Annotated in this window: 18 protein-coding genes; 10 read left to right on the top strand and 8 right to left on the bottom strand. The window is 35.1% G+C overall.

Features of this window, described 5'->3' with window-relative positions:
• Positions 1-50: 50 nt before the first annotated feature.
• The 5 genes from QH639_RS26140 to QH639_RS26120 form a co-directional block, all read right to left on the bottom strand.
• Complete coding sequence (locus QH639_RS26140) at positions 51-1892, bottom strand: FtsX-like permease family protein (protein WP_237899160.1); 1842 nt, start codon at positions 1890-1892, stop codon at positions 51-53.
• Positions 1882-2643 (bottom strand): ABC transporter ATP-binding protein, encoded by a 762-nt coding sequence (locus tag QH639_RS26135; protein ID WP_131520667.1) that lies wholly within the window; start codon positions 2641-2643, stop codon positions 1882-1884. Before QH639_RS26135 ends, QH639_RS26140 begins: the two co-directional genes overlap by 11 nt.
• Positions 2644-2746: 103 nt before the next feature.
• The gene (locus tag QH639_RS26130) at positions 2747-3733 is read right to left on the bottom strand and encodes a sensor histidine kinase (RefSeq protein WP_131520668.1); all 987 of its coding nucleotides are present in this window, start codon (positions 3731-3733) and stop codon (positions 2747-2749) included.
• Complete coding sequence (locus QH639_RS26125) at positions 3730-4419, bottom strand: response regulator transcription factor (RefSeq protein ID WP_131520669.1); 690 nt, start codon at positions 4417-4419, stop codon at positions 3730-3732. The genes QH639_RS26130 and QH639_RS26125 overlap by 4 nt, the downstream gene beginning before the upstream one ends.
• Before the next feature lie 120 nt (positions 4420-4539).
• Positions 4540-7401, bottom strand: coding sequence for a hybrid sensor histidine kinase/response regulator (locus QH639_RS26120; RefSeq protein WP_237899167.1), 2862 nt, complete (start codon positions 7399-7401; stop codon positions 4540-4542).
• 457 nt (positions 7402-7858) lie between these two features.
• Here QH639_RS26120 and QH639_RS26115 point away from each other — a divergent pair, with 457 nt between their 5' ends.
• On the top strand, positions 7859-8875 hold the full coding sequence (locus tag QH639_RS26115) for a GGDEF domain-containing protein (RefSeq protein WP_131520671.1): 1017 nt from the start codon (positions 7859-7861) through the stop codon (positions 8873-8875).
• Positions 8876-8927: 52 nt separating this feature from the next.
• On the opposite strand, the gene QH639_RS26110 is transcribed toward QH639_RS26115, so the two are convergent.
• On the bottom strand, positions 8928-10088 hold the full coding sequence (locus QH639_RS26110; RefSeq protein WP_131520672.1) for a response regulator: 1161 nt from the start codon (positions 10086-10088) through the stop codon (positions 8928-8930).
• A 36-nt stretch (positions 10089-10124) separates the two neighbouring features.
• Positions 10125-10310: a putative motility protein gene (locus QH639_RS26105; RefSeq protein WP_237899171.1), complete on the bottom strand. Its 186-nt coding sequence runs from the start codon at positions 10308-10310 to the stop codon at positions 10125-10127.
• 297 nt (positions 10311-10607) lie between these two features.
• Here QH639_RS26105 and QH639_RS26100 point away from each other — a divergent pair, with 297 nt between their 5' ends.
• The 8 genes from QH639_RS26100 to nhaC all read left to right on the top strand — a co-directional run bounded on the left by QH639_RS26100 (position 10608) and on the right by nhaC (position 19477).
• Positions 10608-11372 (top strand): 3D domain-containing protein, encoded by a 765-nt coding sequence (locus QH639_RS26100; RefSeq protein ID WP_048393249.1) that lies wholly within the window; start codon positions 10608-10610, stop codon positions 11370-11372.
• A gap of 160 nt (positions 11373-11532) precedes the next feature.
• Positions 11533-12084, top strand: coding sequence for a superoxide dismutase family protein (locus tag QH639_RS26095; RefSeq protein ID WP_054549059.1), 552 nt, complete (start codon positions 11533-11535; stop codon positions 12082-12084).
• Between the two features lie 291 nt (positions 12085-12375).
• Entirely contained in the window at positions 12376-13365 is a 990-nt protein-coding gene (locus QH639_RS26090; RefSeq protein WP_131520674.1) for a TAXI family TRAP transporter solute-binding subunit, read from the top strand.
• Between the two features lie 124 nt (positions 13366-13489).
• A complete protein-coding gene (locus tag QH639_RS26085) occupies positions 13490-14005 on the top strand; it encodes a DUF1850 domain-containing protein (protein WP_131520675.1) in 516 nt (171 codons plus the stop codon).
• Complete coding sequence (locus QH639_RS26080) at positions 14002-16044, top strand: TRAP transporter permease (RefSeq protein ID WP_237899173.1); 2043 nt, start codon at positions 14002-14004, stop codon at positions 16042-16044. Before QH639_RS26085 ends, QH639_RS26080 begins: the two co-directional genes overlap by 4 nt.
• A gap of 248 nt (positions 16045-16292) precedes the next feature.
• Positions 16293-16436: a hypothetical protein gene (locus QH639_RS26075; protein ID WP_167444843.1), complete on the top strand. Its 144-nt coding sequence runs from the start codon at positions 16293-16295 to the stop codon at positions 16434-16436.
• A 204-nt stretch (positions 16437-16640) separates the two neighbouring features.
• A complete protein-coding gene (locus QH639_RS26070; RefSeq protein ID WP_281115473.1) occupies positions 16641-17750 on the top strand; it encodes an amidohydrolase in 1110 nt (369 codons plus the stop codon).
• Positions 17751-18028: 278 nt separating this feature from the next.
• A complete protein-coding gene (gene nhaC, locus QH639_RS26065; RefSeq protein WP_131520676.1) occupies positions 18029-19477 on the top strand; it encodes a Na+/H+ antiporter NhaC in 1449 nt (482 codons plus the stop codon).
• Positions 19478-19532: 55 nt separating this feature from the next.
• On the opposite strand, the gene QH639_RS26060 is transcribed toward nhaC, so the two are convergent.
• Positions 19533-20774 (bottom strand): helix-turn-helix domain-containing protein, encoded by a 1242-nt coding sequence (locus tag QH639_RS26060; protein WP_131520677.1) that lies wholly within the window; start codon positions 20772-20774, stop codon positions 19533-19535.
• Between the two features lie 80 nt (positions 20775-20854).
• On the opposite strand from QH639_RS26060, the gene QH639_RS26055 reads away from it, so the two are divergent.
• Positions 20855-21967, top strand: a complete 1113-nt coding sequence (locus QH639_RS26055) for a mandelate racemase/muconate lactonizing enzyme family protein (RefSeq protein ID WP_004229770.1) — start codon at positions 20855-20857, stop codon at positions 21965-21967.
• The last annotated feature ends 2 nt before the right edge of the window (positions 21968-21969 follow it).

Raw genomic sequence — 21969 nt, 5'->3', positions numbered from 1 at the left:
TATGTTTCAACACTATGAAAAAATCGCACCCCTTAAGGAGTGCGATTTTTTTAGCTTACTAAGCGTTTAAAATAACTTTTTCGAATTAATACATAGCTAATGAGGAAAAGCACAAAGAAACAACAAGAGCTAGCTATGGAAACTTGTAAAAATGCTGTAGAAACCATTGTTCGCATAGCTAAAAGTGTAATTAGCAAGAGTGTAATAGCTATGGTGAACGGTACAAAAATAAGAATTGCCAATTCTTTAGTGATAATGGTAGCTAATTCATTTCTAGAAAGTCCTAGCTTACGGATACCAATATACTTTTCCTTCTCTTGTTGTAAAGTTGTTTGTAAATAGAAGTACAATATACTCATGGCTGCACTTAAGAAAATGAGACTTAGCATGGAGCCGATAAAGAACATCACGCTCTTAACAAACATCTCTGTGTTATATAAATCAATTTTGGATGTTACATAACGTTCTCCAGGTAAAGAGGGTAAGTTACTTGTAATAGCTTTTGCCAAATCTGTATGGGCTGTCCAATCTTCCAGTTCATAAATATATGTTTTATAAACAGGGTAGTCAATAGTTTTGTAAATGTCATCAGGTACAATGAAATAACTTTGCTGGAAGCCAGTAGATAGCAGATTTTGCTCATGGGTGCTGGCTAGTTTGAAAGACTTTATATACAAATCGCTGGCATTATTTGTTGTAGGTGCTACATCACGACTGCCAGCGACGGCAATAAATTCATCTTTACTTAGCTTGTTGTCCTGATGCTGGATCTGGTTATAATCCGATAAAGACATATAGCCAATGCGTTGATCTTCATTTGATTTAAATTCAATAAAATACTTGTGAGCTTGAACCGTTGATAAAGTATTTTCAAGATAATCAAGATCAGTCTTTACCATATTGTCATCAGCTTTTGGATCAGCAATATATTGAAAGCTATATGGATAATTTTCTTCACTAGCCTTTTTTACATTGTAATAAGAGCTAAATAAAATACTTGTACATAGAAAGACACCGCTTAATAGGATAGTAATTAGAAACAGCATATTTGCATGTGATTTCATTTTTGCATTTAAATTGGATGCCAAAAGCATATTGGTTTTTTGAAGATAGGCAGGAGACTTTTCATATATTTTCAAAAACAAACGAAATCCTTGTGTAATAACTAAATAAATCGTACTAAGAATGCTAATAAAAAATAACAGATAATAAAGAACACTTAAAGTGTCTACAATGGAATGCTCGATTTTTAGTAAGTAAACTAAAGTGGCTGATATCAAAATACTTAGTATTAATAAGACATAATGAGGCTTAATAGATTTCTCGATAACTGTATCACTTTTTAAGAGTTGGATAGACGTTTCTTTATTAATGAACCTCGTAACGACTGTAGATATCACAACAAATAAAATCAGAAATAATCCTATGGTTATGCTGATTGCTTGAAGAGGTAGGTACATGCCAAATGTTTCTGCCTCTAAAATAACTCTTGCACCCATTAAGAAAAGAGGTGTAATAACAAGTCCGAGAACGATAGCTGCCAGAATAGCTAAAACGCCAATCAACAGATTTTCTCGGAAGACCAGCTTACGAATTTGCTTCATGGAAGCCCCAGTAATCATAAATATTCCTAAGGTCTTGGTCTTTTTACGTAAAAATGCTGTGATTGAATAGGTAATGTAGATAAAAGAGAATAAATAAACGAGCATACTAGCTAACATTAAAGAAATTCCAAGTGTAGAGTCTGGATCTAGGCTTTTCAGATTTGGATGAAAGACGATAACAGAAAAGAGAAAGAAAATTATAATAGAAAACATACTACTCAAGAAGTAAGAAACATACGTCCATTTGTCACGTAAGATATTTTGGATCACAATATGATTAAAGCTCATGCTGTCCACCACCTAGAAAAGCAAGCGTGTCCATAATTTCCTGATAAAATTGCTTGCGGTTGTTGCCTCGATGTATTTCGTTATATAATTTCCCATCTTTAATAAAAATAATGCGATTGGCAAAGCTTGCTACATAAGGATCATGTGTCACCATGAGAATAGCTGTATTAAGCTTTTGATTAATCGAGGAAAATAAGTTCATGACATCATTGACAGCCTTGGAATCCAAGTTTCCTGTAGGCTCGTCTGCTAACAATAAACTTGGCGCATGAATAACGGCACGAGCGATGGCTACTCGTTGTTTTTGTCCTCCTGAAATTTCATAAATACGTTTAGGCAACAGTTCCTCGATACCAAGAAATTGAGCGACATCCTTTAAACGCTGAAGCATTTTTGAAGCAGGTATGCTATCTAATGTTAATGGCAATAAAATATTTTCTTTCACTGTTAATGTATGCACAAGATTAAAATCCTGAAATACAAAGCCTAGTTCAGAGCGTCTAAATTTGGCGAGCTCCTCATCATTTAATGCGTAAGGATTATGATTGTTTATGAGGATATCGCCAGCGGTAGGACGATCAATCGTGGATACACTATTTAAAAATGTTGTTTTCCCACTACCTGAAGGTCCCATGACAGCTACAAATTCCTGTTGCTGTAGCTGAAAATCGATACCGTTTAACGCTTTATAGGTGATCTCACCGATGTATTCCTTGTGCAAATTGGTTACTTGTAGTATTGCGTTACCCAAATTAAAACAACTCCTTTATGCTCATTAGATAACTTTAGTATAGAAAAGGAGCGGCACATAACCTATTTCTCTTGATGACGTGAAGATGACAACTTTGTCATCTTCATTTTTTAAGACTGTTTGAAAAATTAATGGAAAAAGTAGTGACATGCTCAGAAGATTGTAAAGTGAAGGGGTGCTCTAGTGTAGTTAAAATCTTTTTCACTAAATATAAGCCTATACCTGTTGCTTCACCACTCGTTCGCCCCTTCAAACCTGTATAAAATAAATCAAAGACTCGTGCTATTTCATTAGAAGGGATCGTCTCACCAAGATTTTTTATGTGCAAAGCCGTGTTGTCATAATGGATATGAATGGTGCTTGCCATTTCACTATATTTAATGGCGTTATTTAATACTTGATAAAGTACAATTTTTAACCACTTTCGATCTGAATAAATGATTTGGTCTTCAGCGAACGTCAGCTTTGGAAAAACTTCTCTTATGATAAAGAAATCCTTCAAATCATTGATGACTTCTTGCACGAGTCCTTTTAAAATAATAGGTTCAATTTTTAAATCAGCTACTAAATGAGATGTGCGCTCATACGTTAATAACTGATTGAGGGTAAATGTCAATTTATTGCACTCTTTATTGATGGTATACCATTGCTGCAATTCATCAGTGGTCTTGTTGGGTGTAGCTTGAACGATTAATTGAATAACAGATAAAGGTGTCTTCATTTGATGTGCAAAATGTGATAGAACTAGTTGCTTCTCATGTGCTTGTTCTTCCAATCTTTGCTGTTGGGTTAAAAATAAATACTGTATTTGCCTTAGTTTTTCACTATAGTATTGCTCAATAGCTGCATGTGGTTCAAATAAATGAAGATCATCCTGCGTTTTGATATTTTTTTGTAAATGATGATAAAACTTTCTTCTTCGATAATAACGACCAAGTAGCCACAGAATAAATAGAAAGCTGACAAGAAAAATAAAGTAGGCATAGTGTGAGGATAGGTCATCTAATACATGAATTATCCAAGGTAATAGGAGGAAGCTTATGCAATAGAGAATAATGATACTAAGATGATCTCGAAAGAATAGCTTCATTCACTTTCCTCCACCAATTGATATCCAAGACCACGGATCGTTTTAATCTCAAGTTTAGAGTGTACGGCTTCCAATTTTCTACGTAATCGACCAATATTCACAGACAAAGTATTTTCCTCAACAAAGGTTTCATCATCCCAAATAGCACTTAAAAGCTTTTGACGCGGCACTACATTAGGGTAAGCTTCGAATAATAACTTACTAAGCTGCATTTCTTTTAGCGTTAACAGGCTCTCTTTGGCTTTTGTTTGAAGACGAACTGTATCTGGATTTAATGTAGTATTGGCTATAGTTATGGTTGTTGTCTCGGCTAAAGCATATTCACCATAGGTACGCCGAAGTAGTCCATTTACTTTTGCCATGAGGACATCCAATGAAAAGGGCTTTGTGATAAAATCATCGGCACCATTTTCAATTCCATATACTTGATCAATATCATTTACTCTGGCAGAGACAATGATGATGGGACATGTTGAGAGTTGACGGATTTTCCGTGACCAAAAATAGCCATCGTAAGTCGGGAGATTGATATCCATAATGACCAGGTGTGGTTGTATAGTATTAAATTCTTCAATAATGTGTGGAAATTGTTGTACAGTAAAGCATTCAAACTGATATTTAGCTAAATGCTCGACAATCAGTGAAGCTATATTTGCATCGTCTTCTATTATGTATATTTTGTACATACCTATCGATCCTTCCTTTATTCTATATGTATACTGTACCCTCATTTCGAAAAATCTATATGTAATTGGAAACTTGAGAAAAGAGTCACTACAAAAATGGCGTTGTAATGACTCCGGTTTTTAATCTTTAGGTATATGGAAAGTAACATTTGTACCTTGGTTTATAGTACTTTGAATTTGTAATTGTTGGCCATAAATTCTTTTAAGTCGTAGATTTGTATTTCTTATCCCTATACCAGAGCTTGTCCCTTTGTAATCTTCTTGCAATTCCTTTAATAGAGTGGGGCTAATTCCCACACCATCATCTATTACGCTAATGGATACATAAGTTGTGAAATCTTTAATACGAATACAAACAGTACCGCCTTCTTCTTTCTTTAATATACCGTGCCGAATGGCATTTTCAACTAACGTTTGTAAAGAAATTGGAGGAATTTCAATTTGTATCGTTTCATCAATATCCCATTCAATCTGAATTAATTCTCCAAATCGCTGCTGTTTAATGTAAAGATACGAACGAACTAAATCGAGCTCATGCTGTAGTGGTACTACTCTTTGAAGATTTCTGACATCGAAGCTGGCATGTAAATATTCACCAAAGTAATGCATTAAATCGATCATTCTATCTGTATCAATAGTACTAAGTGAGGCAATGGTATTAAGTGTATTAAATAAGAAGTGTGGTTGGATTTGAGATTGCAGCCAAGCACTTTCTAAATGTAGACGTTGTTGAATACTATATTTTAAATCAATTAAAGCTCGACTTCTTACTTTTAGCTCTAATGCATTAATAGGTTTTGTTACATAATCATTAGCACCATAGGCAAAGCCTGTATAAACATCTTCAGGGTGCTTTCTTATCGTCAATAATAAGATAGGTAATTCCAGCAATGAGTATTGTTTTCGTATTTTTTGAATTACAGCATAGCCTGAAATATACGGAAGCATTGCATCAACAATTACTAAATCCCATGATTCTTGCTGAATCAGAGCTAGAGCTTTCTCACTGGTTGTAACAGTAGTAATTTCGTATTCAGAGATCGAAAATATACTTTTCATCGTTGCTAAATTCATAGGGTCATCATCAATCATTAAGATCCTGAAATGCTTATCTGACACCATGGATAACTCTTGTTCATTTGTGGATAGCTGAGTTTTAGCTTGTGCATTAAAGGTTGCGTATTCCTTATTTTGTCTACCTTCATCTGCAAGAGGTAATGTAAAATAAACATTCGATCCTTTGTTAGGAATAGATTGTATATTTAATGTACCTCCATGTAATTCAATCAGTTTTTTTGAAATAAGTAGGCCAATACCAATGCCTTCATCATATTCTTGGCCCTGTTCATAGGGCGAATACAAAAGACTTTGTACAAAATTGTCCATGCCTTGTCCAGTATCACGAATGTGGATAATAGCCATATGCTGTTCTTCACGAGCAATAATTTCTATAGAGCCTTCACCTGTATACTTTAGGGCATTATGCAAAATGTTAAATAGGATTTGAATAAGGCGATTTTCGTCGGCTAATACATTTGGGAAACTTGGAGGTACTAAAGATACCATATGTATTTGTTTACCATTTGCAATAAAGCGGAGGATATCGAAAACTCCATAAACAGCACCTTGAAGATTTACACTTTGTGTATGGAGATGTAAATCTCCTTCTTTTAAACGAGTAAAATCCAGTATGTTGTTTAACGTAAAGGACATACTTCTACCTATATCGATAAGGTGTTTAAGATTTTTTTCATCTTCAGTAACAAGTTTGTTATGTGGGTTGTCATAAATGGATTGACCTAGGGTAATCATCCTATTCATTGGACTCCAAAGTTTTTCTGCATTACTTGTAAGGAATTCATCTTTTAAAGCATCCTCGTGTTGTAGTTTAGTCACTAATTTTTGAATTTGCTGAGAGTTCTCATGAAAACGTTTGAACCAATAGCTAGAAAAACCAAGCATGATAAATAAATAATCGAATGGATAAACAGGAATATCGAATACGTAAACAGATTTAATGAAACCCCATATAATACCATTTGTGGTGCCGATAGCTGTTAGTGCAATAAAAGCAGAGCTCCTTTTTTGGTTTTCTAAATACTCTCTAAGAGCCAGTACCACTACGTAAAGAAAGGATACTAGATAAAGTACGAAGAAAATATTCTTCGTAGGTATCAGCCATGTCATTGGTAAAACAATCGTGAGTATTGCATTTAAAACATAACAAGCAAAAATCCATTGAAAGGTTTTAGTGTTGTGATATTTGACTAAGAGGACTCTCATAAACTGAACAAAGAAAAAGGAGGCTCCTAGAAAAATAATAGAAGAAAGCTTATAGGACCATACATAATTCAGATGCAACCAATCTAGTAGGGAGCGATCAAACGTAATTAATTCATCTGCTAAAGGCAAAAGAAAGCCAAATGTGAAAAGTAAAACAATAGATTTTCGATAGATGAACAAATATACAAGTATGCTAAAAAGAGAGAATATGATTAGCATAACTACAATAGTTGAAAGAGATAGCCCTACAATTAATTGATGATGCGTCATCGCTGACGCAGTGCCAAATAAAATCCTTTTATTAATAATAGGACTTGTGAGTGTATCAAAATTAGATACATGAAGTATGAGATTAATTTCAGACTGTGTATTAGTAAAATAAACAGTATAAGGTGCAGCTTGACCTTCATGGTCTTCTGCATTATCTGCTACTTTGCCTGATTTTCCTACTAGCTTTCCATTTATATATAAGGTTGATGCAGTTGAAATAGCAGGTATACGAATGGCATATCGATCATTATCTAAAGTGTTTGGTAGCAGAATTTTTAACTGATAAGTGCCATAGGGTTGAGTCGTTGGCTCATTTTTTAACGCAGGAATATTTTGGGTATTATAGGTATTGCTATGACTCTCTTTGTTACCCCCCTTATTTTCAAAATTCACAAATTGTCCAGGATAATAGATCCATCCTCCATCCAAGGAAATAACTTCTTTTTCCGATGTAGCCAAATTGTTTATGTGGACCACACCATCTTTGGCACTAGGTTGATGTGTAGAGGGGAGGAAATAGTTTAACCATAATAACCTTAGAAAAGTAAGGACTATAAAAATGGCAATTATAATAAGTAGATGTTGGGTAGAAGCTTTTCTCAACACAGCAATTTTTCCCTCCTAATGAATCTCTATCTACCATGCCACGAAATTGGAAAAAAGGAAATATAATGGATAATAAAAGAATGATTTAAGCCTATAAGAATAGACCAATTTGGAGTTAGTAGTACTATCGATTTTTTCCTTTTAAATTGAAGGAGGAAAAAATTATTAGTGTTTAAGTTTTCTTTAAGAGGTTTGACGTATGATGATTGAATAAGTATATCAAAATTTAAACATAGATAAGATTAACGAAAAAACATCTCAATGGGAGAAATGATCTATTGTGGGTAAATTCAAGTTAAAGTTATCGTTTCTTATTATTAGTATGACAACTATTGTTGTCCTCATGACATCTAGTATTAGTATTTGGAGTAGCTATCGTAATTTCAATGAAATTTTGAAGGAACATAAAACAAATATACAAGAAACTTATGTAATGGAAGTCTCGACAATTACGGAAAGCTATTTACAAGATGCTAAGACAGATGACCATTCATTAAAGCTGTATACGCAACAAATGGTTGATACTTTACTTGATGAAAGAATAGTGTCCTTCAATTTGTTTTTTAAAAAAGTCCTAGGCCCAATCATAATAGTTATAGCGACTATAATGGGATTTGCTATTTGGTTTGCTATTAAAATTACACAGCCTCTCAAAGAGCTATCGAAAAGAATTGAAGTAGATGAAGGAGCACAAGGGATTGAGGAAATTGCTGATTGGTATGATGAGGTGAAATTATTAAAAAAGAATATTCAAAATATGATGATCTGTTCGGAAAGTAAAATCCATGACTTAACAGAGCAGTTGAACTTAGATTCATTAACAGGGATTCTTAATCGCAGAAGAATGGATCAAATTTTACACAAATTAATTATTGATAAGGTTCCTCATGCCATTATCTTAATAGATCTAGATGATTTTAAAAGTATAAATGATACATATGGTCATACTGTAGGAGATGAAGTTTTAAAAGCCTTTGCGATTACTATGCAGAGCAGAGTTGGGGAACAGGGGTTATGCTTTAGATTTGGCGGCGAAGAATTTATGGTCATCTTACCTTCGATGAATATAGAGGATGCAGTCCAATTAGCGGAAAGTCTCCGAATTAAACAAGCTTTACAAGAAACTGTGTGTGGAAGACCTGTGACAATGTCTGCTGGAATTACGGCTTTTACACCAAATGTCCAAAGTCCCAATCAACTGATAGAAATTGCAGATCATGCTTTGTATAAGGCTAAAAAATCTGGAAGAAACTGTTTATGTGTTGTAAGTAATATGAGACAAATGATTGTTAAATAATTAAACTATATAAGCATGCTAGCACTGGACGCTAGCATGTTTTTTCATGTCCTTAGGGGTAAACGCTTGTTTCATGCTCTTTTTCATGTGCATGTAAGACGTTTTGAAAAAGTTCTGTGGTTTCCTGAGATGGTGACACATTTAATTCTGTTAATAGAAGGCTATTAAAAGAATGGTATATTTTTATAGCTTCTGCACGATTTCCAATTTCAGTATAATGTTGGATTAATTGTTGCACGATTTTGTCGGAATACGGATTAAACTCTAAAGCAAATAACAATGAACGCTCTCTGTTTTTAAGGTTCTTATTTTTAGAGTAATAAAGTATCAATTCATCAAGTAGTTGACTAAATTGTTTATTCATCAAATTTGCTTTACTAGTAGTCCATGCATAGTCCATTGTTGCCATAAATTCATCATGGTAATTTTGGATGAGCTCCTCAGCTTTTTCAATATTTAATCGTCCTGTTTCAGCTTTGGTATTTAAGATATCCTCCAAATCAAAGGCATCACATTGAAAATCGTTTAGTTTCAAAATATAGCAGCCATTTGCATATTCAATGACATCCGTGTAGCCATAAAATGAAAGAGTTGTACGTAAGTAGGAGACAGTAGTATGCAATTGTACTCTGGCTTTTTTTACATCCGTATCACTCCAAAGTGAATCTAAAATGTTATCACGAGGTACGGGCATATGAAGCTGTAAAAATAGAAAGGCAAACAATTCTTTGCTTTTAATTGTTCTCCAATGAATTACTTTATCATCAAAAGAAACGACAAACTCTCCAAAGCATCTGATTTGAAGCATAGGCTTTTGATGCGTTCGAGTTTTCTCCGATGATAGATTTTTTTGGAATAGCTTTTGTATTCTGTTAATGGTTATCTCTAAACGAGATTTTGAAACTGGCTTTAATAAATAATCAAGTGATTGTACATCAAATGCCTGAACAGCATAGTCTCGATAGGCAGTTACAAAAATGATACAGATATTTTTATCCCATGTTTTTAACAGTTGTGCTACTTCTAATCCGCTCATACCTGGCATTTCAACGTCTAAAAATGCTACTTGAAAGTCTAAGGTAGGTCCTTCTTTCAATACATCCTTTGCAGTAGTAAAAGTTCGAATGACCTCTATGTTATCAAATTCATTTAAATGTTTTTTCATACTAACCAGAGCTAATGGCTCATCGTCCACGATAATTACCCGAATCACATAAGGAACCTCCTTTCGATAAATATGGCTGTATGATCAGATTGAGATATCTATTATGGATCCTTTATATGGGTGAGTAGGAGCTGTTTGTTGCTGAGGTAGTTCATTCAGTAATTCAATTGCAGTAGTTGTGTTTAAATTAAGAGCATTTTGCATGACACTCATCTGTACTGTTTGTTGGAGTTCCATCAGCTGGGATGACATAAGTGAATTAACTTCCATTTTTATTCCCTCCTTTTCTTTTTTTTATCGGCTAAATATAGCAAATATCTAATATAAAAAAGTCCTAAACAGACCTACTAAATTATAGTTTATAAGCAATAAATTGATTAAATTACTAAAAAATTAATTGAAATTGTATATTTTTCCGTTTTTATAGTAATAATTCCTAATATCAGGCAGCTAGTCCTGAGTTATTAATTTGCAAACTTATGGTTGCTTACATAATAGAGCTTTTAACTCTAGTGTGCTAGCAACAGATTTGCAACAAATAATAAAATGATGGAGGTATTACTAAACATGAAGAAAAGAGCATTAGCTTTAGCGGTAGTATTGACATTTGGTGTGAGTCTCTATGCTAGTCCTTCCTTTGCTAAGGACAAATCGCCAGGCAATATACTATGGGCACTCCCGCAAATTTATAATTTAACAGTAGGTGAGTTCCAGCAATTAAATGAAAAGGATTCATTATGGTTTTACCCAGAGCAAGACTTAGTGAAAGACACGTCAAAAGCAGAAGAACCATTGGGGGATGAATATGTCATCAAAGGTGGGGATACTTTATTTTCAATAGCTCGTATTAATAATGTAACTGTAGATGATTTGAAGAAATGGAATCACCTTGCGTCAGATTTGATTTTAGCTGGTGAATCGATAGCTATTAAAGCTTCAGCTGCAAAACCAAAACCAAAAACTTCCGAGGGGATTGCAACAGCTACTAAGCCTGCTGCACCAGCCAAAACAAAACCAGCAAGTGCTCCAGCAACTGTCTCTGGTAAAACATTAACAATGCGTGCTACTGCCTATACAGCCTATTGTGAAGGCTGTTCAGGAATTACAGCAAATGGAACAGATATAAGGTCTAATCCTAATTTAAAGGTAATCGCTGTAGATCCACGGGTTATTCCACTCGGTACGAAGGTTTGGGTGGAAGGTTATGGCGAAGCAATTGCTGCTGATACAGGGGGAGCTATTAAAGGAAATAAAATCGATGTATTTATTCCTACTGAAGGACAAGCACTTCAGTGGGGTGTCAAAACAGTAACGGTAAAAATCTTAAATTAATTATGGAAGGGGTTTCTCGACCTTTGAGAAATCCCTTTTATTTTGTTGAGTTTCCTATTCAAGCTCAAATGAAATAGGAGCCATTATAGAATCGTAAATGATTAATTGTGCATAAGTACTGAAGAAATTGGAAATCATCAGAAAGAGAGGAGGTATTTTTATGAAAAAAATAAGCTTAATGAGTCTTTCTTTACTAATTTTTGTTGCGGGTTGCAGTTTTTTTGATAAGAAAGAGGAGAAAGTAGCTGTCAATGCATCTACCCCTTTAACAGCTACTGCAAAAGTAATTGGTGCAAATAATGAAAGCTATGGCAATGCATATCTTCAAGAGGAAGATAATGGGGTTATGATGACGCTCGCATTAACAGGCTTACCACCAGGCACACATGGTATCCATATTCATGAAGTAGGCAAGTGTGAACCACCTAAATTTGAATCAGCTGGTGCCCACTTTAATCCAACAAACAAGGAACATGGTAAATTAAATCCTAATGGTTATCATTTAGGGGACTTACCAAATTTGGAAATTGGTGAAGATGGCAATGTGGATCTTAATTTTTTAGCTGAGGGGTTAACTTTACAAAAAGATCAACCAAATTCGCTATTAGATAGTGATGGAAGTGCTATTGTCATTCATGAATCAGCGGATGATTATAAAACAGATCCTGCTGGTAATTCAGGAGCTAGAATAGCCTGTGGAGCCATTCAATAGAATAAAATGCATGACTGTATCTGTTTATTTCAGATGCAGTTTTTTTATATTCTATTCATTATTTATACAGTTAGAATGTTTAGTTTATTTTTTTTAGAAAAGTAAATTAGGAGTTTATTTCAAATATAAAAGGGGTAATTAAATAAAGCTATAGTAATGTAAATTAATGGATTTAAAGTGGTTTTGTATAATTATAAAAGTCTGAATTTACTATAAACTAATTGACATTATTATACTAAGTTTGATAATTTTAAATAGATTCTTAAAAATAACCAAAGGGGGAAGGTTACTATGAGGAAGAAACAATTTAATTTATTAATGCTATTAAGTATCCTTGCGCTTATGATTTTAGCTGCATGTGGATCAGATAGTGGAAGTGGTTCGAAGGACACTGGAGATGACTCCGAATCAACTGAAAAACCTAAGTTTTTAAGTTTACTAACAGGTGGCACACAAGGTACTTACTATGCTCTTGGAGGTACATTCGCTGATTTAATAACTACTGATACAGGCATTAAAACAACTGCTGAAGTATCTCAGGCATCTGCTGCCAATATGACTGCTTTACAAGAAGGAAAAGGTGAAATTGCATTTGTTCAAACAGATATTGCTTATTATGCTACTGAAGGTAAGCTGATGTTTGATGGCAATAAAATTGATACAATTTCAGCTTTAGGTGCGCTTTATCCAGAAACAGTTCAACTCGTTACAACTGAAGCTTCGGGTATTAAAACGTATGCAGATTTAAAAGGTAAAAAAGTATCAGTGGGTGCTCCAGGCTCGGGTACTTACGCAAATGCTGAACAATTACTTGAAATCAATGGCTTAACGATGGATGATATCAAGGCACAAAACCTTGATTTTGGTGAATCAACAGATGGTCTTCAATCAGGTCAAATTGATGCAGCATTTATTACAGCAGGTACGCCAACAGCTGCTGTTGAAGCATTAAATGCTACAACGAAAGTGAATATTATCGGTTTAGATGCGGGTAAAGCAGATGAAATAATTGCTAAATACCCTTACTATGCAAAAGACACAGTAAAAGCTGGTACTTATGGTATTGCAAACGATGTGGAGACAATTTCAGTTCTAGCTATGCTAGCGGTGAAAAAGGATCTTCCGGAAGATGTTGTTTATTCAATGACAAAAGCTATTTATGATAACACGGGTAAAATTTCCCATCCAAAAGGGGAATTCATAAAAGCAGAAACAGGTTTAGATGGTATTAGTATTGACGTTCATCCAGGTGCACAAAAATACTTTAATGAAAAGAAATAGTGTGAATAGTGCTTGAAACTTTCTAAAAAATACGAAGGGGCTCGTTGCATAAAGCTTCGAGTCTCTTTCTTACTGTAGGATATAGGTTTAGGCGAATAGCTTTTAAAGTGGGGGAATAGGTCGAATGCAACAGAGAAAATTCATCATAACAGTTCTTTTAAGTATCTGTATATGTATTGTCATATTTCTTCCTCTTCAAAAGGTGTTCACCTTTACAGAGACGCGTATAGCCCATCCTAAAGTGCACTACATACCCATTTCAGTTGAGCAAACCTTTCAAATAAGATACACCCACTCCATACATAAGTCAGATGTATTGGAATCCTATCAATATATAAAAGGTAATCGTATTGAAATGCTTGAAATGGAATATGAAGATTTAGCTATTGGCATGCCAAGCTATGCAGAGGAACATCAAACACTTATTCAACGGAACGGTAAATATGTTCTCCAATTTAACAATAGTGCCATACTTGATAATTTTACGATCTATATAGGTGATTTAGATTTAGATTTGGTATTCAATTATGCAGATGAAGAATATGATTTAAAAAAAGATTTACAGAGGGGTAAATCCTATTTATTTGAAATTAAGCGATTGTCACTTTACGAACAGTGGAAAGGAGTAAGGATGAAATGACAACACAGGAAAAATCAAGGAAAGAAGAAAAAGTAGAAGAATTTGAGCAAATCTCTGCTGAAGAGCAACAAGCCATACTTGAAAAATATGATATAGAATCCAATGTAAGAACAATCTCAGGTGTAATGAAGCATGTTATTTTCTTTGGCCTTTTAGCATTTTCGCTATTCCAACTTTACACAGCTATTTTTGGGCAATTTCCTGCTCAAATTCAACGTACCATCCACTTAGGCTTTGGTTTAACATTAATTTTCTTATTATTCCCAGCAAGAAAAAAAGCACCCAAGCATAAAATAGCCTGGTTCGATTATATTTTAGCATTACTAGCTATTGCAGTAGGTTCATATTGGTCTATGAACTATACAGAACTTGTGAATCGCAATGGCTCCATTACGCAGTTAGACTTTATTGTTGGGCTAATAGCTGTTGTACTAGTACTTGAGGCTGCTCGACGTGCTGTAGGGTTGCCTATTACAATTATTGCAATCGCTTTCTTGATTTACGCTTACTATGGTCCGTATTTCCCGGCATTTATGGCACATAGAGGACAGGATTTGGAGAGTATCGTCAACCTCATGTACTTTACAACTGATGGGATATTCGGCACACCAATTAGTGTATCAGCCACATTTATTTTTGTATTTTTACTATTCGGGGCATTTCTTGTGAAAACAGGGGTTGGCCAGTATTTTAACGATCTAGCAGTTGCACTAGCTGGAAAATTAATTGGCGGTCCTGCGAAGGTAGCTGTATTCTCAAGTGCACTTCAAGGTACAATTTCTGGAAGCTCTGTAGCTAACGTAGTAACGTCCGGCTCTTATACAATTCCAATGATGAAAAAACTAGGCTATCGAAAAGAGTTTGCTGGTGCAGTGGAAGCAGCTGCATCGACAGGTGGTCAACTTATGCCACCGATTATGGGTGCTGCTGCCTTCCTAATGGTTGAATTTATTGGTCGAGGAATTACGTATTGGGATATAGCAAAAGCGGCAGCTATCCCTGCTCTTTTATATTTTACAGGTATTTGGATTATGACACATTTCGAAGCAAAAAGAGTTGGTCTAAAAGGTCTGCGAGACGATCAAATGCCAAATCGTCAAGAGGTATTTAAGAAGATTTACCTTCTCTTACCGATTGTGGCGATTATCATATTAATGCTAACAGGTACACCAGTTATGCATGCGGCATTATATGGAATTATTATATCAATTGGTGTGGCTATGTTTAATAAAGAAACGCGTCTTAAACCAAAAGATGTGATTGATGCATTGGTGGAAGGTGCTCGAACTGCATTAGGTGTAGTTGCAGCTACTGCTTGTGCTGGGATTATTGTGGGTGTCGTTGTAAAAACAGGATTAGGTTTAAGTTTAGCAAATAGCTTAGTAGCTTTAGCTGGTGGTAGTATTATTTTGACACTTATTTTTGTTATGATAGCTTCGCTTATTCTTGGAATGGGTGCACCAACAACAGCAAACTATGTGATAACATCGACAATTGCTGCACCAGCAATTGTGGCTTTATTATCTCCAAATACACCACAAGAATTAGTGCCAGTAGTTGTATTACTATCTGCTCATTTCTTTGTGTTCTATTTCGGTATTATTGCTGATATTACACCACCTGTAGCACTGGCGGCGTTTGCGGCATCAGGTATTTCTGGTGGTGACCCTATCAAAACGGGTGTGAATTCAGCAAAACTTGCGATTGCGGCATTTATTATACCGTATATGATTGTTTTCTCTCCAGCATTATTAATGATTGATACAACCATTCCGCAAATTATTTGGGTAGTATTCACTGCTATCACTGGAATGGTGGCAATTGGTGCTGGTGTGATCGGCTACTGGTATCGTAAACTTTTCTGGTATGAAAGAATTATTATGATTGCTGCGGGGCTATTACTTATCTATCCTGAAAAATTCTCGGATTGGACTGGTTTAGGAATATTTATTGTGATGTTTGTGATCCAATTTTTGTCCCATAAAAAAGGAAATCATCACGATAATACGAAGGACAAAATGGGAGCTTCAGTATCTTAAATACTTGACTTGCATATAAATCTGCTCAATTAATAACTGGCTAAATATTAGTACAGATGTTAATGAGCAGCTTTTTGTTTTTTAAAGGTAAAATTTTTTAGTAATCATAAGAATCAATGGTATTTTTAATCTGATTTTGAGATAGGTTTTATAGTTATAATGCATAATGTATATAATTTATTGCAATTTACTAAAAATCTATTGTATAATCCTTTTATCAGAAAATTCAATTAATAAGGAGTGGTACAATGGGGAAGTTGTTAAATTCAAAGTTTGAAACGTATTTAATGGATCAAGAATTCGATTTACGTGAAGAAGAAGAGAAAAATGAGGAGCAAATGGTGAATATTCAGTATGAAGAGTATCCAGAAGGGTTTTTTACAAGTTTATAATGAAAATTTGATGGGCTATGTTGAAAGTATACTAACTTTTAGCATAGCCCATTGTATATTATACCTCTATTGATAAATGGCTTTTCCAGTGCATATGAATGTAATATAGGATTAAAATAAGTGTATTAGGTCTGAAGACATATGTACTTTTGTGAAAAAGATTCATGTATAATGGGAAACAAAAATGCGTATAGAGGTGTAGTTATGTCGAAAGCTTTAACAGTAGAAGAAACGATTTATCAATGGTTTGATCATTTTCATCAATATCCCGAAGTAAGTTGGAAAGAGGTTGAGACTACTAAAAAAATTGCTTCCATACTGGATGAATTGCATGTTAGTTATCGTTTATTAGGTGATATACCAGGATTAATAGCTGAAATTGGGACTGGTAATGAAATTGTTGCAGTACGTGCTGATATTGATGCCTTATGGCAGGAAGTTGATGGGAAGTGGCAAGCAAATCATTCGTGTGGACATGATGCGAATATCTCCATGGTTCTTGGTGCATTATTACTACTGAAAGATCGCACCTTACAACATCGTATTCGTTTCATCTTCCAACCTGCTGAAGAACTAGGAAATGGCGCATGTGCAACGTTTGATAGAGGCGCGGTTGATGGAGTATCACATTTATTTGGTGTTCATTTAAGACCAATAGAAGAATTACCACTTGGCAAAGTTTCGCCTGCGATTCATCATGGCGCTGCTTATTTTTTAGAGGGATCTATTCAAGGAATAGATGCACATGGTGCTAGACCACATCAAGGTAAAAATGCCATTGATGTTATTATGGCCGTGCAACAAATGCTACACAGCATTCATTTATCACCATTTGAACCACATTCGGCTAAGTTAACAAAAATCATTGCGGATGGTGGTAGTACCAATATTATTCCAGGTAATGCTAGTTTCTCAATGGATGTTCGCGCACAGCATAATCAACAACTTGAATTGCTGCGCAGTAAAATTGAATCTGGCCTGAAATCAATACAGCAACAATTTGAAATTGATATGAGTTGGAAGTGGATAGATTTCACACCAGGTGCTGAAGTTTCCCCAACTGCTGCGAACATGGCAAAGAATGCCATCATTGAGGCTTTGGGAGAAGGGCATTTAGCAGATGAAATAACTACACCAGGTAGTGATGATTTCCATTTCTATACAGTTAAAAAGCCGGAATTAAAAGCGGCAATGATTGGAATTGGTGCGAATTTAACACCAGGATTACACCACCCTAAAATGACATTTGATCGCAGTGCCTTAATTGATGCTGCGAAAGTACTTGCATGTGTATTAGAAAAAAAGCCTGAATAAAAAAATATTAAAAGCTATATGAGAAAATGTAACTTTTTTTTCATATAGCTTTTTTGCATGAACATTTTTAATGATGCATGGATATTCAAGGGTTTGCATTGTTTTTTATTGCTACTTGAAAGCGTTTTATTACGCTAAAATAAAGGGATTTGCTAGGGAAGCATAAATTTTTTGCGTTGACTTTTAATTTTTTGAATATTAAGCTAAAAAACGTAAAAAATTATTTGCGTCTTGAAAAAACCGAAAAGGGATTTGGTGCAAAAAAAGGGGATGGAAAAATGAAAAAGGATATTAATGCGGGCTGGGCACTACTAACTTTTGCAATTATGATTATTACTATGTTGATTACAGTAGTTGTTTTAGAGCAAAGTCCTCACGTACCTCTTCTTGTTGGCACAACTGTAGCAGCAATTGTTGCCAAAATGCATGGATATAAATGGGCAGAAATTGAAGAGATGATGTATAAAGGGATACGTCTGGCATTACCTGCCATTGTTATAATTATTTTAGTAGGTTTGACAATTGGGGCATGGATTGGCGGCGGTGTCGTAGCAACAATGATTTTCTACGGTCTAAAGTTAATTTCTCCAGCGTGGTTCCTTGTGACAATCATGTTGTTATGTTCAATTGTGTCATTAGCTATTGGTAGTTCATGGTCTACAATGGCTACAATTGGTGTCGCGGGTATGGGTATTGGTTTAAGTATGGGTATTCCAGCGGCTATGATTGCTGGTGCTGTTATTTCGGGTTCATACTTTGGAGATAAGATGTCACCATTATCAGATACAACAAATCTAGCAGCAGGATTAACAGGGACTAATTTATTTGATCATATAAAGCATATGCTTTATACAACAATTCCAGCTTTGATTATTTCTCTTGTTGTTTTTGGATTTTTGGGTAGAAAATTTGCAGAAGTTTCAATGCAATCTGAGGAAATTTTAACAACTTTAAAAGTGATGGAAGAAAGCTTTGTTATTTCTCCTTTACTATTACTAGTTCCAGTGGGAGTTATTGTATTAGTAGCTAAGAAAGTACCAGCAATTCCAGCTTTAATTATAGGAATTGTTTCAGGTTTCTTACTACAGATTTTTGTACAAGGTGGTTCAGCTGCAAGTGCTGTACAAGCATTACAGGCAGGCTTTGAAATCTCAACAGGTAATCACATGGTGGATGATTTATTTAACCGTGGTGGTCTAGACTCGATGATGAATACGGTTTCAATGACGATTGTAGCAATGACATTTGGTGGTATTTTAGAGTATTCAGGAATGTTAAAGGCATTGATGAATGTAATTGTGAAGTTTGCTAAATCTACAGGAAGTCTTATTGCTTCAACGATTGCAGCTTGTGTAACAACCAACGCAACATGTTCTGAGCAATATATCTCAATTGTTGTTCCTTCACGTATGTTCGCGGGTGTCTATCAACAACGTGGTTTACATTCTAAAAACCTCTCTCGTGCATTAGAGGATGGGGGAACCTTAACATCTGTTTTCTTCCCTTGGAATACTTGTGGTGTGTTTATTTTAGCAACTTTAGGTGTAAGTGCAATGGAGTATGCACCATATGCAATTCTTAACTTCGCTGTACCAATTATTTCTATTATTTATGGATATATTGGATTTGCTATTGTTAAATTAACGCCAGAAGAAATAGCAGAAGCTGAGAAGCGTAAAAAGGCGATAGAAGCAGAAAATGCGGATAATATGGTAATGGCTGACTAAAATAAAAATTCTCGTAGATCCACGTGTATCTACGAGAATTCTTTTATAGAGCAGTTTAGTAAGTTGCAAAATTCAATTGGTAAATTTTGCGAGGACGTCCTTGCTGATGGGTCATTTCTTCACCAACAATATTTACATAACCATTATCAACTAATTTTTTGATAATACGCTCTGTAGTACGTCGTGTTACTTGGAGGTATTCAGAAAGATTTTGAGATGTAAATTGAGCTGACTGTCGTTCGTTACTGAAATTGATTATTTTGGAAATATTTAATGGACTTAAACTTGTAAGCTTAGCCATTTGCAAAACATAAGGATCATCGGTTTTTAAAGAAATTTTACCTTCTGTATTAGGGAAAGGCCCTAATAAGTTTTTATGTTCATCAAGAATATAAATCTCAAAAGGTTTAGTAAATGTTAAAGCATGCTGAGCATTTTGTGTGGCCTCCAAAATGGAATAGCCATAGCCAAATGCTAGCTTAAATGGTTGTTCAACTTGCTGTATGAGCTGCTCTAAGTTTTCCTTTTCTAGAGCATTTTGAAGATGTCCAGCAGTTGTGTATAGCTCAAAGGAATGCGTTGAAATTTGCTTAAAAGTTGAAAAGGTAGCTTTCGCAATTTGACTTAAAACAGTTGATTCAATGGCAGAATTTTTAGGGATTTCTAAGAGACCCACTACAGCCTTGAAAGCTTCTGACTTGGTTAATAGTGATTTTGATTTTGTTTCTTCAAGGCATTGAATAATAGATTTGGTAGCATCTAACATACGCATTGACGGTATTTGTAGTGCTTGTAATTCATCAAATACACTATGAATACTGGTAATGACAAAATCAATACTTTTTGAATTCCACAGGGCGATATGGCGTTTTAAAATATTCTCAGTTGGTTCAGTAATCGAAATATGCTGAACATGTGGCTTTTGACCATGAAATTCTATTTCTGCTAAAACATTATCAACGAATGCAGGGTTCATTACATCAATGGATATCCTGTCGATAGCTACAGCATGTTTGGCTACTAATGATAATAATGTTGTAGAAATGGTTGTTTCATCTTGCTTAATATAATTCCAAGGTATTGGAACTTCTGAAAGTAATGATTGAGTGTGTAGATAAGGTAACGTTCCTCCGAATAATATTGCATCACACGGTTTTATTTGCTTCATTAAGGTAGGTGCTTCAGAAGGGTGGCTGTAAAGATAAAATTCTAATTGAATATCGGTTATGTTTTGTGCGATACTAATAATACGTTTCATAAATGCTTTTGAACATATAATCGCTATTTTGGTAGACATGGACATCACTCCTTTTCTATTTTTTTAAACATTTAGCGACGTATTAGCGACAACTTTAACGACAGAGGAGACTGATTACGATGAAAATTAAACAAGTAGAAATTTTTGCTATACATTTACCGCTAATTGATCCATTCATTATTAGTTATGCTACATATGATACAATGCCTTCCATTATTTTAAAAGTAACTACCGATACAGGTGTGGTAGGGTATGGTGAAGCTGTTCCTGATGAACATGTAACAGGTGAATCATGGGAAAGTACATATGCTGTGCTAAAACATCAGCTTGTCCCAGCAATTATTGGGGAAAGTCCAATGGCCTTTGAAAAGCTTCACGATAAAATGAATAAAGTTGTGAAAGATGTACCAGCAGCAAAAGCAGCGATCGATATTGCTTGCTTCGATATTGCTGGGAAAGCCTTAGGGGTGCCAGTATACCAACTTTTAGGTGGACGTTATCATGAAAAATTCCCAATCACACATGTACTAAGTATTGGAACACCTGAAGCAATGGCAGAAGAGGCAGCTAATCGAGTAGAAATGGGCTATCGCTCTTTTAAAATGAAGGTAGGTACAGAGGTACTTCGTGATGTAGCCCGTATTAAAGCGGTACGAGAACGAGTAGGCGAAGACATTGCTATTCGAGTGGATGTAAATCAAGGTTGGGGTAATGCAGCCACTACATTACAGGGTTTACGTGCTATGAAAGATTTAAATATCGATTGGCTAGAGCAACCTGTCGATAGCGAAGACATTGATGGAATGGTAGAAATCAAATCAAAATCTGATGTGACATTAATGATTGATGAAGGACTACGAGGCGTACGTGAAATGCGTGAAATTATAGCCAAGCGTGCAGCAGATAAAGTAAATATTAAATTAATGAAGTGTGGAGGCATCTATCCTGCTATGAAGCTTGCTGTTATGGCGGAAATGGCAGGAATTGAATGTCAAGTTGGTTCCATGGTAGAGTCGTCAGTTGGTTCTGCTGCAGGCTTCCATGTAGCATTTTCTAAGAAGATTATGACGAGTGTAGAACTAACGGGTCCATTAAAATTCTCAAAGGATGTTGGGAACTTACATTATGATGTACCATTTATTTGCTTAAATGAAAAACCAGGATTAGGTGTAGATGTAGATGAAGCTGTCATCCAGGAATTATGTAAGTTTTCAACTGTTGTCACAGCCTAAGG

Origin of the sequence: Lysinibacillus sp. 1 U-2021 (assembly GCF_029916965.1) — a bacterium.
GTDB lineage: Bacteria > Bacillota > Bacilli > Bacillales_A > Planococcaceae > Lysinibacillus > Lysinibacillus capsici.
Note: the sequence above shows the minus strand (reverse complement) of the source record. Positions and strands in the feature narration are given on the sequence as shown.

What these genes read in the sequence shown, in the direction of transcription:
- nhaC (WP_131520676.1), top strand. Translation starts at nt 18,029, where the DNA reads ATGAAAAAGGATATTAATGCGGGCTGGGCACTACTAACTTTTGCAATT.
- QH639_RS26105 (WP_237899171.1), bottom strand. Translation starts at nt 10,310, where the DNA reads ATGGAAGTTAATTCACTTATGTCATCCCAGCTGATGGAACTCCAACAA.
- QH639_RS26140 (WP_237899160.1), bottom strand. Translation starts at nt 1,892, where the DNA reads ATGAGCTTTAATCATATTGTGATCCAAAATATCTTACGTGACAAATGG.
- QH639_RS26070 (WP_281115473.1), top strand. Translation starts at nt 16,641, where the DNA reads ATGTCGAAAGCTTTAACAGTAGAAGAAACGATTTATCAATGGTTTGAT.
- QH639_RS26130 (WP_131520668.1), bottom strand. Translation starts at nt 3,733, where the DNA reads ATGAAGCTATTCTTTCGAGATCATCTTAGTATCATTATTCTCTATTGC.
- QH639_RS26055 (WP_004229770.1), top strand. Translation starts at nt 20,855, where the DNA reads ATGAAAATTAAACAAGTAGAAATTTTTGCTATACATTTACCGCTAATT.
- QH639_RS26075 (WP_167444843.1), top strand. Translation starts at nt 16,293, where the DNA reads ATGGGGAAGTTGTTAAATTCAAAGTTTGAAACGTATTTAATGGATCAA.
- QH639_RS26080 (WP_237899173.1), top strand. Translation starts at nt 14,002, where the DNA reads ATGACAACACAGGAAAAATCAAGGAAAGAAGAAAAAGTAGAAGAATTT.
- QH639_RS26100 (WP_048393249.1), top strand. Translation starts at nt 10,608, where the DNA reads ATGAAGAAAAGAGCATTAGCTTTAGCGGTAGTATTGACATTTGGTGTG.
- QH639_RS26125 (WP_131520669.1), bottom strand. Translation starts at nt 4,419, where the DNA reads ATGTACAAAATATACATAATAGAAGACGATGCAAATATAGCTTCACTG.
- QH639_RS26095 (WP_054549059.1), top strand. Translation starts at nt 11,533, where the DNA reads ATGAAAAAAATAAGCTTAATGAGTCTTTCTTTACTAATTTTTGTTGCG.
- QH639_RS26090 (WP_131520674.1), top strand. Translation starts at nt 12,376, where the DNA reads ATGAGGAAGAAACAATTTAATTTATTAATGCTATTAAGTATCCTTGCG.
- QH639_RS26085 (WP_131520675.1), top strand. Translation starts at nt 13,490, where the DNA reads ATGCAACAGAGAAAATTCATCATAACAGTTCTTTTAAGTATCTGTATA.
- QH639_RS26060 (WP_131520677.1), bottom strand. Translation starts at nt 20,774, where the DNA reads ATGTCTACCAAAATAGCGATTATATGTTCAAAAGCATTTATGAAACGT.